The organism is Citrobacter sp. A316, from assembly GCF_002042945.1.
In the GTDB taxonomy this organism is placed as follows: Bacteria; Pseudomonadota; Gammaproteobacteria; order Enterobacterales; family Enterobacteriaceae; genus Citrobacter; species Citrobacter portucalensis.
This window is the reverse complement of sequence record NZ_MVFZ01000011.1, coordinates 175,326-189,031: the sequence shown is the minus strand read 5'-3', so window position 1 is coordinate 189,031 and position 13,706 is coordinate 175,326. Positions and strand designations below refer to the sequence as shown.

General features: G+C 47.6%; 10 protein-coding genes and 1 pseudogene. All 11 read left to right on the top strand.

The window, feature by feature from the left end; all coding sequences use genetic code 11:
• A pseudogene (locus tag BZK41_RS27565) lies at positions 1 to 628 on the top strand (hypothetical protein); the annotation flags it as partial.
• Positions 629 to 650: 22 nt separating this feature from the next.
• On the top strand, positions 651 to 2,282 hold the full coding sequence (locus BZK41_RS15275; protein WP_253193767.1) for a T6SS effector BTH_I2691 family protein: 1,632 nt from the start codon (positions 651 to 653) through the stop codon (positions 2,280 to 2,282).
• Between the two features lie 20 nt (positions 2,283 to 2,302).
• Positions 2,303 to 3,319: a putative type VI secretion system effector gene (locus BZK41_RS15270; RefSeq protein WP_079938688.1), complete on the top strand. Its 1,017-nt coding sequence runs from the start codon at positions 2,303 to 2,305 to the stop codon at positions 3,317 to 3,319.
• Positions 3,320 to 3,476: 157 nt separating this feature from the next.
• Positions 3,477 to 3,743 (top strand): PAAR domain-containing protein, encoded by a 267-nt coding sequence (locus BZK41_RS15265; protein ID WP_079938687.1) that lies wholly within the window; start codon positions 3,477 to 3,479, stop codon positions 3,741 to 3,743.
• Positions 3,744 to 3,749: 6 nt separating this feature from the next.
• A complete protein-coding gene (locus tag BZK41_RS15260) occupies positions 3,750 to 4,901 on the top strand; it encodes a hypothetical protein (RefSeq protein WP_079938686.1) in 1,152 nt (383 codons plus the stop codon).
• 313 nt (positions 4,902 to 5,214) lie between these two features.
• Positions 5,215 to 8,322, top strand: a complete 3,108-nt coding sequence (locus BZK41_RS15255; RefSeq protein ID WP_253193766.1) for an ImcF-related family protein — start codon at positions 5,215 to 5,217, stop codon at positions 8,320 to 8,322.
• Positions 8,319 to 9,917, top strand: a complete 1,599-nt coding sequence (gene tssA / locus BZK41_RS15250; RefSeq protein ID WP_079938684.1) for a type VI secretion system protein TssA — start codon at positions 8,319 to 8,321, stop codon at positions 9,915 to 9,917. Before BZK41_RS15255 ends, tssA begins: the two co-directional genes overlap by 4 nt.
• Before the next feature lie 21 nt (positions 9,918 to 9,938).
• Complete coding sequence (gene tssF / locus BZK41_RS15245) at positions 9,939 to 11,705, top strand: type VI secretion system baseplate subunit TssF (RefSeq protein ID WP_079938683.1); 1,767 nt, start codon at positions 9,939 to 9,941, stop codon at positions 11,703 to 11,705.
• Complete coding sequence (tssG, locus tag BZK41_RS15240; protein WP_079938682.1) at positions 11,666 to 12,754, top strand: type VI secretion system baseplate subunit TssG; 1,089 nt, start codon at positions 11,666 to 11,668, stop codon at positions 12,752 to 12,754. The genes tssF and tssG overlap by 40 nt, the downstream gene beginning before the upstream one ends.
• Complete coding sequence (gene tssJ, locus BZK41_RS15235; protein WP_079938681.1) at positions 12,729 to 13,262, top strand: type VI secretion system lipoprotein TssJ; 534 nt, start codon at positions 12,729 to 12,731, stop codon at positions 13,260 to 13,262. The genes tssG and tssJ overlap by 26 nt, the downstream gene beginning before the upstream one ends.
• Entirely contained in the window at positions 13,262 to 13,705 is a 444-nt protein-coding gene (gene tssE / locus BZK41_RS15230; RefSeq protein WP_079938680.1) for a type VI secretion system baseplate subunit TssE, read from the top strand. Before tssJ ends, tssE begins: the two co-directional genes overlap by 1 nt.
• Position 13,706: the final 1 nt, after the last annotated feature.

Below are 13,706 nucleotides of genomic sequence, written 5' to 3'. Positions count from 1 at the left end.
GACAGAAGCCACGACAGGCAATCTTGCAGGGGTTCTGGATTACATCGCGCCGCAGGGAAGCCAGCTGAGTCCGGCAATGCTGTTACCGTATGGCACCCAGACTAAAATCCGCGTCAGCCAGTGTGTGGGTGAACGCTATGCAATAGTCAAAGAGCCGGGGCCGCAGGAGACATTGTACCCGTGGAAGAGCGGAGTGGCCGGAAACACAATCCGGCAGATGAAGGAACGGGGAGTGAAGGCAGATGGTTCCCCTGTCACGCCGTTGCTGATGGCGCTGCATGATGCAACAGGGATAACGCATGAGCTGACGGGATGGACGAATGATGTCCTGGCGATGGCGAAGATATTTGGTGAAGAACGCGCTCTGGAGTTCTGCACCCAGAGTCTGATAAACGGAGTTAAGGAGATTGTTAACAAAAGCTCGGAACAGAATGTTGCAGCTCAACTTTCTGTATTACCCCAGGAAACATATATTTCCCCTCCTGCAATGGATTATTCTTATGATATGTATGTCCAGAATGAGAAATCTAGAGGTACAGATTCGAAGGATATACTAACTCGTGAAGAATTCGAAAAGCAGGTAAAAGGAAAACAAAACGAAGTTTATAAAAAAAAGCCAGGTAGCTAATGATTGGTCTAAATATGCCCGAATGATCAATCAGAATAAATGGGAGTCTTTTAATAAATGTTGTGCTGATCTAACACAAAAAATTGATGAACAGCTCGCTAAACTGATTAGTTATCGTTGTGAATGGTTACAGGCTTCTTTATTTATAACAATGCTACAGGATTTTTTCTCTAACGATCCTGTTGATAACGCGTACTATCGTGAAATAGCTGCCTTCGCGATGGCTGGTCTTGGTGAGTCGTCATCAGGTGTAAAATTGCTGGATGACTGGATAGACGCATATACTACGACAAGTGAAACGAATCTTGTCTGGAGAACACATTTTTATAATAATCCAGAGATCATGGCAGATGCGGAGTCATTATTGGCTAGCTTGCGTCAGTGTAGCATAGCGCCGGTTTCTGAAAATGATGTACTCTACTTTTTTGAGAAGAATAGCGCTAAACTTAATAAAATATTTAAAGGCTTTGAAAAAGCAACGAGTGAAATTTCAAAACCACTAGCTGGCAATGTCGTATTCTCGAAAAGAGTGCTGTATCAAATGGACCAGCACATGGCAACCGTAGGGGCCAGGTTTTTTTCCGTATCACGGATTGGACCTGTTCTCAACACCATGAATGACCTCATTGTTCGAACCCTTTTCTCGCTGTCTGCTGGAAAGTCAGAGTTAGAAACCAAAATATTGTTCAGTAAATATTTTGGCTGGGCCACGGAACGCAGGGCTTACATTACCGGCACTGTTTTTTACAGCCCGCAAAGAGCAATTCGGGCTGATCTTCTCCGGGGGGCGGGTAAGAAATATGCCGCACTTGAAAAATCTTATGCAGATTATCTAAGCCAGCCAGCGGGACATTCTGGTTATGCGGTGACCAGCATTAGAATTTTTGTTTTATTTTTCAATGTTGTTGAGTTGTATAACCAACTCGATAATTTTAAAAATGAACCTGCTAACTACGCGAAGGTAGTCAGCGCAATATCGGCAACGGCAAGCGGGATGATTGATATAGCAACCCCTGCAATGGAGGTTGTTCTTAAAGAAAAAAATAGTCTCCACTATATGAAAATGTTTGGCGCAGGATGCTCGCTGATAAGTGCAGGTATTTCTCTGGGGTTAGATATTTCCACATTATTGAACAAAGTTAGTTTACCGAATTCCAGTAAAAAATGGGCATTTACGGGTTTATATTCAATCAAGACACTTAGCGATGTTGCCATTATTGCTAAAGCGGAAGGAAAATTGATGTCGGTGCTGATTGAACGCTTTGGCTGGGATACTGCTAAAGGGGAATTAGTCGTATGGCTGGGGAGGGCAGCTGCGCCTCAATTAACAAAATTAGGCGTCGAATGGGTGGGACTGTTGGCCTCGTGGGAGGTGGCCCTGTTATTGATGGTCGCTGAATATATTTTGACGGAATATTATTCACGTGATGCCTTACAGTCGTGGATTGAGAATAGCTTGTTTGGTGATAATTGCTCGATTGATATCGACAGTTATTCGCCGGAAAAAATCAATATATTTATTGATGAGACCAGAAATTCACTGCAAGAAAGCTTACGTCAATTATCTTCAGGTAAAGAGCAACAACGTGGAAAACCAATAATTTACTGGCCATTTATTATCTATGATGAGCCGGAAGCCCCTGCTGTGGTTTAATTTTGGAGCAACAAAATACTATGACAGAAGATGACGAACTGTTTGCCGATATGCCCAGGGCCTATATCCGGGGTCTGGAGAAGGGTAAAGGGTATGTGAAAGAGAACTTTCTCCGGGAGCGCAGGGAATGGATAAAATTAAGACAAACCATTGCGCACTATGAATCGGACGGCAAGAAGAAGCATAAAAAACGGCTGGCAGAACTGTACCGTGAAGAAAAGCAGCTGGCAAAAGCGCTGGCTGATATGCCGCCGGACCCGGTACTGCCCCCGCCAGCCCCGCTGGTAAAGGTCAGTGGCGTGGTGACAAACTACCACCAGCGCTGCCTGACGCACTATTTTGACAGCAAAGCCTATCCGCAGACGTGGGAATATTTCAGCAGACAGGATGAGAATATGGCGTCTGCCGCGATGGTGCTGGCCTCGATGGGGTCAGCGGCAACAGCACAGGGCATGGTGGCGAGCAATGAAGACAGGGTTCCTGCTGCGGCGTGGTACGTTACGGGCGAAATCAATGGCCGGCAGTTTTCAGGGTGGCTGGGCGCGCCCTATTGCCGGGAAGGTGAGGAAGTGGAACTGATTGCCGCGCCGGTGGGAGAGGAGTACCTGGTATATGCCCTTGTCCGGCCACATGCACGCTCGCTGACCATGCCGCCGTGGTGTTACCAGGGAATACGACGGGCACGAATAGACGCGATGAAAGTCCCCATTTCGGTCGTTATTATTCTGGCTATTCTGCTGCTGATAGTGGGTTTGTATAAAGAAGATTGGATCCTTAGTGAAGGATTGATGCAAGTGATAACGATATTTTTGGTTACGGGGACCTTTCTGTATATCCTGCCCGCAATATGGACGATCTGGCGACGACATCCTTTTCCGAAAGAACAGCTGACGGAAGAGATATTGACTGTTGCTGGCTGGGATAATGTGACCAATATTGACCTTCTGAAACACGACAAGAAAAAGATAAAAGAATTTAAGAAACAAGGACGATCTATTCGATTACTTAAATCAGGATGGTGGTTTTATTACTATTAGACGAATTTTATTTGCGGGTTTAATTTTAAAGCTGATATTTATTGCCAGGTAGGATGTTATTATCTGATCTTTATCTGATTATATAGATGTGTTGGATAATCTTTTGTTTTTTTCAAAGAATTATATCTGAATGGTTATATTTTTATAGTGAGGATTTATGTTTCTAGGCTTAGTCAGACTCAATGATCCATTAAGTAGTGGTGGTAAAGTAATTTCAGTTTCGTCAACGATAATTGTCGATGGTTTAGGTGTCGCATTGCTTGGTGATACTGTTATATGTCCAATTCCATTTCATGGAGTAAATAAGATAATCCAGGGGTCTACAGAGTGGATCTCAGATGGAAAACCAGTAGCTGTGCATAAATGCATGTGTCAATGCGGTTGTTACGTCATCTCAACTCTTCCCTGTAGCGGGATTTGGTAAGTTAAAATGAGTTGGAATATCCCAGGTAAGAAGAAAACACAACCCGTGCCTTCTATAAGGTGGGGGCGTGATAGTGGTGTTTTTATCTTATTGCTAATAACTATTGTTCTGCTATTCACTCTGTTCTATTATATTACTCATAATAGTGATTTTCTTTATTATGCTTTTGCAATATCGCTAAGCGTTTTTTTAATATTCATTATATACTTAGGAATTAGGTTATTTCAACTCGGTGTATCCCTTGAAAAAAATGAAATGATATCAACGGAAAGTTCTAATATTGATTGTGAGTGGTCTGAATGGGCATCTGATTATATAAGTATTGTAGATTACAGCTATCTCTTTCCAGAAGAATCGCAGATACCTCATTTACTTGAAGTCAATGAGTTCAATGCCATTGGAGCCAGGGCGTTACATTTTCCAGAATCGATTAATTCTACTGTTTTATTCCATGAGTTATTGGCTCCCATGAGAGCTAGATTAATTGATATTACTTCTGAAAAAGGTCTAGTTATTAGCTTTATTGTTGGTCAGATGTCAGGGACTTCAGCATGGCAGTCTTTTTTATTGGCCTGGAAACGACTTGGGCTCTCTGATGATATAATTAAAAATAGTGAATTTATCTTGCATGATTATGTATTAAATATTAATGAATGGCTAAGTGTTACAGAGGATAAATTCAGATTAATTATTGTAGGGGAAAAATCAACGGAAATCAAAGATAATCACCATGGAACGGGTGATGGGATGTGTGCTTTTCTTTTTGCTCCGCCGATGTTAGTTAATCAGAATAATATTTTCGAGAAAGCAAGGTTGTATAGGTCTATCTCTACGAATGAAGGTGAACTGCTCAAAGACCTTAACGATCTTATTTTTTATCAGGCCAGGGTTGGGATAATAGACAATTTATTGATAGGCAAACATAGCGATAAAAAAGATGTGGCTAAGGTGGCAGTTCTTCTTAATGAGCATAATAACAACCTTGAGCAATATTATGCAGAGTTATATATCGGCATTCACGGAGAGTTTGATATATGGATGATGTTAATGTTCTCTTTGTTAAATGGACAAAACGTGAGTGCTGTTGATCTAATATTATCGAAATCGGATGAAAGAATTATATTGTCGAGGGTTAAAAAAATTAGAAATCAGGAATAGATATATGAAGAAGTCCACCTTGTTGCTGCTATTTGGTCGGTTATGTATTTTAGTTGTCGTTGGTTTGATATGCTATGTAGTTCTTTTTTACTACGGAGAGTATTTGGGGGTGAGGACCCAATCAACAAGGGTAATAGTCGTTACAACTGTTTTAATAGCACTATGTTATATTTTCAAATTATGGCAGCTGAATGCGCTGAAATCAGTGTTGATATCGTATGTTCCATTGTTAAAATATAAATCAATTGTTTATTCTTTTTTGCCATGGAAATCAGTTGATAAGACAAGTGTTGGGAATAATATAACTACCACATTGGATAGTAATACATTCATTAACTTCCATTCTACACTTAAAGGTAATTATGGTCGCCTCTGGCGCGCCAAAACGCGTATCCTGCTGGTGATGGGAGATGCCTCTCAGGTTGAGCAACTGGTACCTAAACTCACTACTCAGCGCTGGGTTGAAGGGGATGGCGTGGTGTTAATCTGGGGAGGTACGATCACTGAAGCGCCAGATGCCTCGTTGTTTGATGCGATACGCAAGCTGCATCGGCGTCCGCTGGATGGGATTGTATGGGTAACCCCAACTTTTCAGCACCAGGATACACTGGTTCAATCGGCACCTGTTGTCTCTTTAACCGCAGAACAAATAGATAATGCCGCCCGCCATCTTCAGGCTGTTTTTACCACGCTCCGCTGGCGAGTACCGTTATACCTTTGGTCGCTGTATGGCGCTCAATTCGTCCGGGATGACGTAACCTTGCACTCTGCGACGTGTTTGTTCCCTGCAGGATGCACCACGGCTTTATGTCGTTCGCAGTTGACCTCGCTGGCAATGCAGATGGCGGAGCAGGGCACGCAGCAGGTTACGCGCAATATCCGCGATAGCTTCTTACTAAAAATGGCTAACTTGCTGATGCCTAATGCAGAAGCCATCAGCGAATCGTTGTCCACTTTTTTCAGTCCGCATCGGTCTCTGCCGCTGGCGGCGGTCATCTTGAGCCAGTATGCGGAAAGTACCTCATCGCACGTTGCGCATGCCTGGATGCGTGATGATCGCTGGCGTGCGCTGCTTGATTCACTCCCTGCGTTACCTGCTGAACTTAAGGCACAGCGTACAGGCCGTTCAGGGATGCGTGTGTTGGCCGTGTGTACAGCCGGTTTGATGCTGCTATGGGGGGCGGGAATGGTGGTGTCTTTTCTGGCTAATCGCAATCTGATCGGCAAAAGTCTGGACCAGGCGAGCCTGGCAGGCGGTGTGGATAAACCGCTCGCCGAGCGTCTTACGGCGCTGTCTGCTCTGCAGCAAACGCCAGGTCAGCTTCGCTGGCGTCAGCAGAATGGGGTGCCGTGGTACTACCGCTTCGGCTTAAGCCAAAATGATGCTCTGTTGGATGCGCTATGGCCGCGTTATACACGTATCGCTATTCCACTCTTGCGTGATGAAGCCGCCCAACATCTTACTCAGGAATTAACGGCGTTAACCCGACTGGCTCCAGACAGCCCGCAGTTTGCCGCCCGGGCAAAGATCGCCTACAACCAGCTGAAAATGTATCTGATGCTTTCCCGGCCTGAACAGATGGAGGCGTCATTTTTTAGTCAGGCGCTGATGCAAGACTGGCCGGAGCGAGCGGGTATTTCGCGCGCATCATGGCAGGGCGTTGGGCCTGGGCTCTGGCAATTCTGGGGAGAAAACCTTCAGGCGCATCCCGAATGGAAAATAGCAACCGATAAAAATCTTATTAGTCAGGTGCGAGCGCTGTTAATTCGCCAGATGGGGATCCGCAATGGTGAAGCCGCCCTGTATCAGAAAATCATTGAACAGGTATCTCCACATTACACCGATCTTCGTCTGGAAGACATGACCGGCGATAGTCGGGCAGAGCACGTATTTTATACCCGGAATTCGGTTGCTGGTGTGTATACCCGCAAAGCCTGGGAAGAGGAGGTTTTGCCTGCCATAGAGAAAATCGTCAACAACCGTCGGGAAGAAATGGATCAGGTGCTGGGAGATGATACGCATTCTGCAAGCGACCCTCTCTCTCCACAGGCCTTAAAGGCGCGTCTTAGCGAGCGTTACTTCACGGATTTTGCCGACAACTGGCTGGATTTTCTCAACAGTATTCGCTGGAAGCGCACCCAGACGCTAAGTGATGCCATCGATCAACTCACGTTGATTGCAGATATCCGTCAGTCTCCTCTGGTTGCGTTAATGAATACGCTCGCCGTTCAAGGACGCACAGGGCTAACCGGTGAAGCGCTGTCGGACTCACTGGTGAAGTCGGCAAAGGATCTATTTAACACCAAAGAAAATCAAACCATTGACCAGCATGCGCGGGAAGAAGGCCCTATGGCGAGCACCTTCTCGCCAATCCTGGCCTTGATGGATGAACAATCGGCTGGACAGGATATCAGCCATCTGAGTCTGCAAACCTACCTGACCCGGGTAACGCAGGTCAGGCTAAAACTCCAGCAGATTACTAACGCTGCCGATCCGCAAGGCATGAGTCAGGCTCTGGCGCAAACGGTGTTTCAGGGTAAAACCGTCGATCTCACCACCACGCGTGACTATGGCAATCTGGTGGCTGCCAGTCTGGGGCAGGCATGGAGTGGATTTGGTCAAACGATGTTTGTTCAGCCGCTGGAGCAGTCATGGCAGCAGGTGTTGCAGCCAACCGCGGCGGGCCTGAATGCGCAATGGAAAGCGCTGATTGTGAATGACTGGAACAGCGCATTCGGCGGACGTTATCCGTTTCGCGATGTTGGCAGCGAGGCTTCTCTGCCGCTGCTGGCGCAATATCTGCGAAGCGATAATGGGCGAATCCCGCATTTTCTCGATAGTCATTTAAGCGGTGTGCTGCATAAACAAGGAAGTCACTGGGTTGCCGACACGGTGAATGCTCAGGGGCTGGAGTTTAATCCGGCGTTCATTGAGGCGATGGACCAGCTCAGTCAAATTGCGGATGTCGCATTTATTCGTGGAGATGCTGGGATGCGTTTTGAATTGCGTCCTGGAACGGCGCGCGATGTGATGCAGACTGACCTCGTGCTGGATGGACAGAAACTCACCTACGTTAATCAGATGCCAGCGTGGAAAAACGTTGTCTGGCCTGCTGATACTCAAGCGTCAGGGGCAACCCTAAGCTGGGTGAGCACGAATACGGGAACCCGAATCTACTCAGATAATCCTGGTACCTGGGGCTGGATAAGATTGCTTGAGAAAGCGGAGATAACCGATAACGCTGGCGTGAGCAGCGGTTTCAACCTGCGCTGGACTGCACAGGATGGATTGCCGCTGAACTATACCCTGCGAACGGAAGCCGGTGAAGGTCCCCTTGTATTACTCAAACTCCGTGATTTTGAACTACCAGAAGCAATTTTTGTTGTAAGCGACAAGATTTCCTCAGAGGAAGAAGAATGAGCGCTTTGAAACGTCTACTGGCCGCCAGCACGGCTTCGCCAGATGAACAACAGCAACTAATGGAACAGGCGCAAACGCAGACTGCGCTATGGCAAAACTGGTTATTGCCCATTTCAGCAGCCAACCCCGGTGGTGAAGATCCTGGCTATGACGATGATTTTCAGCGCATGCGAGAGGAGGTGAATAAACTTTCTGGCGCACAAACGGATCTCATCATTGAGCTTGCGGAAAAACTATTGATCACCACCTGTAAGGATGTCCGCGTTGTCACTTACTACACATGGGCACGTTTGCATCAGGATGGTGAGCCCGGCCTGGCGGATGGTCTGATTTTGCTGGCTGGCCTGATGCAACAATATGGCGATTCTCTCCATCCTTTAAGAGCCAACAGCCATAAGGCCGCTCTTGAATGGCTGGCAGGCGGGAGGATGCTGGATAGTCTGGCACGTTTTCCCGAAGTTTCACGACCTGACGCGCAACGGATTGCCGGTGCGCTGATGCTGCTGGAGCAGCAGTTTAGCCATCGAGAGGAAAGTATTCGTCCTGGGCTTGGGGGGCTGTATAGCGCGCTGGAGAACCGTCTGGTCCAATCTGGCGGGGCTCAGGCATTGGTGCCGCAAAATATCAGTGCTCAACCCAGTCGGCACAGCGCAGAAACCCCCGTCCTCAAAGGTATTGCCTCTGGCCGTGAGTTGCTGGAACAGGCTCGGGTGTTGGCGAAATACTTAAGCGATCAGCCGGATGGCTGGCTGGCGGCGCATCATTTGATGAAAAGCGTGCGGCTCGATACGGTCAGCCAGCTTCCACCGCCAGATGGCGCCGGACGTACGCGCCTGGTACCGCCCAAGGGTGATTATCGCGCGCAGCTCAAACGTCTGTATTTGCAGCAAAGTTGGACCGAACTGATTGAGTTAACGGACAGCTTATTTGTTGAGGGAGTGAATCATTTCTGGCTGGACGTGCAGTGGTATCTTCATCAGGCATTAACAAGGGCGGGATCGCCATGGGATAAAAATGCCGCGATTATCATCAGCGATCTGAAAATGCTGCTGCATCGGATGCCGGGACTGGAAACGCTGGCTTTTAACGATGGAACCCCTTTTGCTGACGATGTCACCCGTGAGTGGATAGCCCGTGATGTGCTGCAGGAAAGTGGCTGGCAGACTGAAAAAATCGCCGCGGCTAGTGCAGGAGCGGACGACGATATTCTGCTACTTGAAAGCGAAGCTCTGACGCTGGCGGATAGCGAAGGCGTTGAAGCCGCACTCGCCTGGGTTCAGGCACGTCCTGGTATTGTTTCACGTCGACAGCGTTGGTTGCGCCAGCTGTTGATGGCCCGTCTGACGGAACAATGTGGACGCAACGATCTCGCGCTGCATTTGCTTGGTGAATTGAATACCACAGCACACTCTCTCACTCTCAAACAATGGGAGCCTGAGCTGCTGTTTGAAGTTAAAGCTCGACGGCTGAAACTTCTGCGTTTAAAAGCCAACCGCAGTGAAAGCGATAAAGCGCGTCTGGCACCAGAGATGGACTCATTGTTGTCCTGTTTGGTCGCCATCGATCCCGCCAGAGCCGCCGTCTTGTGCGGCTAAAAAAAATAAGCGAACTGTAAAATGGAAGATTTAACTCTGCGTTATTATGACGCGGAAATGCGTTATTTAAGGGAAGCGGCAAAAGAGTTTGCGCAGGCGCATCCGGATCGTGCAGCGATGCTGGATCTGGATAAAGCCGGCATTCCCGATCCCTATGTGGAACGGTTATTTGAAGGTTTTGCATTTTCGATGGGGCGATTGCGCGCCAAAATAGACGATCATCTCCCTGAATTTACCGAAGGGTTGATGAGTCTGCTGTGGCCACATTATTTACGTACCATTCCCTCCTTAAGTATTGTCGAGCTTTTACCTGATATTGATGTGCTGAAAATGAGCGAGCGGATTAACGCGAGGTTTGGCATATTGTCACAGCCCGTTGGCCCTAAAAAAACGGTATGTCAGTATCGTACTACCCAGCCCGTTACGCTTAATCCGCTGTCTGTCGTGGCGGTGAATATTGATGCCGAACCTGATGGGCGCTCGGTCATCCGTATGCGAATAAAGTGCAATCCACAGATGGACTGGTCGCAAACCGATCTGACGCGTCTCAGCCTTTACCTCAGCGGTGACGCTCCGGTAACCCACGCGCTACACCTTGCTCTGACAAAGCGTCTGGCTTCTCTTTATTTGAGACTCCCCAACAGCGTAGAACGTATTCGACTGGAGGGTTTCTTTTCCCCGGGCGGATTTGCTGATGAAGACAGTTTGTGGCCAAAAGGCGATACGGCGTTTGGCGGCTGGCAATTATTGCTTGAGTATTTTACGTTCCGCGAAAAATTTATGTTTGTCCATCTTAATGGTCTGGAAAAAATATCGTTTCCTGAGGGTATAGACTGCTTTGAAATAGAAGCGGTACTGACTCAACAGTGGGATTCTGAGCTTCCTGTGGGGAGTGAAAACATTCGTCTTCATTGTGTTCCGGTTATTAATCTTTTCACTATCGAAGCCGATCCGCTGGTAGTTAATGGACTGGAAAGCGAATATTTGCTGCGTCCGCGAAGGTTGCAGGATGGACATACGGAAATTTATGCAGTCGATGCGGTTTCAGGATCACAGCGAACGCGTAACGCCGTTTATGCCCCTTTCACCAGTTTTCGCCACAAGGGAGGCATGATGCGCCGTAACGCACCCGAGCGTTATTACCATACGCGTGTCAGGCGCGGCGTATCCGGATTGTATGATACATGGCTGATCCTCGGGGGAGATGCCTGGGAGCGGGATCGCCTTGCTGAGTATGAAACCTTGTCTTTGAAAGTGACCGGAACAAACGGTCAGCTACCGCGGCGAGCTTTGCAAAGCACATTGCTCAATCGTTGTGAGCAGATCCTCCAGACACCGCTTGCCGTGCGCAATCTGTCTAAACCGACGCTACCTGCTTACCCTCCCGCTGAGGATCGTTTTCACTGGCGAGTGTTGAGTCACCTGGGATCCAGCTTTCTGAATATGATGGCCAGCGCTGAAGTGCTCAAAGGAACGTTGTCTCTCTATAACTGGCAGGATGATGAACTTAATTATCGTCGTCTGGATGCGATCATGGATGTTCAACAACATGAAATACAGCGCTTTGAAAAAGGATTTCTACTCCGTGGTGTGGACATCGAAGTAACGCTTGATGAAAACGGATTTACAGGCGAAGGCGATATTCATTTGTTTGGTGAAATGCTTAACCGCTTTTTTGCATTGTATGCGGATATACATTTGTTTAATCAGCTTACTTTAATCATACAGCCAGCAGGGAAAAGCTTGCGATGGAAAGAGAATCACAATCAGCGACTACCCGGTTGCTAACGAGCCTTGGTGAAAACCTGCCCCGTACCAATTTTTATCGTTTCTGTCAGTTGCTGGAACAGTGGAATCCGCAAGCGCCAAGTCCTGGAAGTCAACAAAGCCCACGCTTCGATACCATTCGTTTTCGTCCTCATCCGGGGATGGGGTTCCCGGCGGGCGAGCTAAAAAGTGCAGAATATGATCCGCAGCAACCCACACTTCCACCAACCGTTCGGGTTACTTTTATGGGGCTGTATGGCGTGGAATCACCGCTGCCGACAACCTATCAGGATGATATTGCCCAGCGTCAGGAAGGTGCGGACGTTGCCGCTGAGTTTCTGGATATTTTTAACCATCGCTTAATTACGCAGTTTTATCGAATCTGGCGTAAATACAGCTATCCAGCGACCTTTCGCTCAGGTGCGACAGATGAGACTTCACAATATTTGCTGGGGTTGACTGGGCTGGGAATTCAGGGGTGTGCCACACAAACAGATACCCCGGTATCGCGCTTTTTGGCGCTGTTGGGAATAATGAGAATGCCAACGCGTACTGCAGAAGGTATATCCGCGCTGGTTTCTTTATTATCACCAACAACAAATACCACCGTGACCCCTCATGATAAACGCTTAATCCTGCTGGATAAGGCGTTAAAAATGAGTGTGCGGCAACCCGTTAGCCTCCATTCTCGTCCGGTGATGGGACGTAGCATCGTAGATGTTAACAGTCAGGTGCTAATTACGCTTACAACGGACGTTCCTGATGAAGCTCGTGAATGGTTACCGGGTGGCCAGCTTTACCATGATTTTCTCGCGCTGATGCATGTGTATTTAGGTGCCAGAGTGAGTGCGAGACTGCAATTACGCATTCCTCGATCGGCACTTCCGGATGCTCATCTTACCAGTAATAAAAGCGAGCACGCAGTTCAGCTTGGCCGCACGGCTGTGATGCGCCTGGATAACCAGGAAGCTAAGAATCAATTTATAACAATTAAGCTTGGGCTTTGGCAGAGCCTTACTCAACATGTTCAACGGAGGGAAGCCGATGAGACTGGCGATTATCGCTATTAATTTTGCCGTAATAACTGGAATGGTCAGTTTAGTTACCGGGTGTGGTCTGACACAAAAAGTATCTGAAGGTACCGTGTCGTTAACGAAGTCGATTTTTTATAAGGAAATTAAAACCCTGCATTTGGATCTTTCCGCCAGAGAAGCCGCTAATAAAAATGCGCAGGGCATAGCGCTTTCGACGGTCGTGCGTATTTACCAACTCAAAGATCGAAAAGCATTTGACTCGGCTAATTATCAGTCCTTATTTGCGCAAGATAGTACGGTGGTGAAAGCAGATTTATTGGCTCAGAAAGATGTTCAGGTACGACCTGGTGAAAGCGTAACTGTCGATATTCCACTCGAAAACGAAGCGCAGTATGTTGCCGTGGCGGGAATGTTTATTTCTCCCGATCAGTCTGAAGATTCATGGCGCGTGGTCTTACGTCGTGAAGATCTCGATCCTGATAAGGCGCGAGTAATCGAATTAAATACCCAGACTTTGGCACTCATGGCGCAGGAGAGCGAGTAATGATCAAGCAGCCTTCTCTTTATGACATCTTACTGGGTAATTTTTCCGGTGGTTTCCCGTTGCATGCGATCAGCGAAAATACGCAGGTCATCATATCCGTCCTCGATAATATGCAGCGCATTTTGAATACTCGTGCCGGTAGCCTCAAACATTTACCCGATTATGGTCTGCCGGATATGACCAAAATCCTCCAGGGTATGCCAGGAACGGCACATCAGCTTATCAGCACGCTTTCTCAGGTTTTGTTGAAGTATGAACCGCGACTAAAAGGCATTCAGGTAACGATGCTGGAGCAGGAAACGCCGGGGCATTTGCGTTATTCCATTGATGCGGAACTTCATGATCTTGGCATTGTTCGCTATGGCACTGATTTTACCCCTGAGGGGCGGGTTCTTATTCGTCATCTTAAGAAGCAGGGGTGGCTTGAGAAGGGAGTGTACTGAC

Coding starts and splice junctions, on each gene's coding strand:
- BZK41_RS15275 (WP_253193767.1), top strand. CDS start 651: ATGATCAATCAGAATAAATGGGAGTCTTTTAATAAATGTTGTGCTGAT.
- BZK41_RS15270 (WP_079938688.1), top strand. CDS start 2,303: ATGACAGAAGATGACGAACTGTTTGCCGATATGCCCAGGGCCTATATC.
- BZK41_RS15265 (WP_079938687.1), top strand. CDS start 3,477: ATGTTTCTAGGCTTAGTCAGACTCAATGATCCATTAAGTAGTGGTGGT.
- BZK41_RS15260 (WP_079938686.1), top strand. CDS start 3,750: ATGAGTTGGAATATCCCAGGTAAGAAGAAAACACAACCCGTGCCTTCT.
- tssA (WP_079938684.1), top strand. CDS start 8,319: ATGAGCGCTTTGAAACGTCTACTGGCCGCCAGCACGGCTTCGCCAGAT.
- tssF (WP_079938683.1), top strand. CDS start 9,939: ATGGAAGATTTAACTCTGCGTTATTATGACGCGGAAATGCGTTATTTA.
- tssG (WP_079938682.1), top strand. CDS start 11,666: ATGGAAAGAGAATCACAATCAGCGACTACCCGGTTGCTAACGAGCCTT.
- tssJ (WP_079938681.1), top strand. CDS start 12,729: ATGAGACTGGCGATTATCGCTATTAATTTTGCCGTAATAACTGGAATG.
- tssE (WP_079938680.1), top strand. CDS start 13,262: ATGATCAAGCAGCCTTCTCTTTATGACATCTTACTGGGTAATTTTTCC.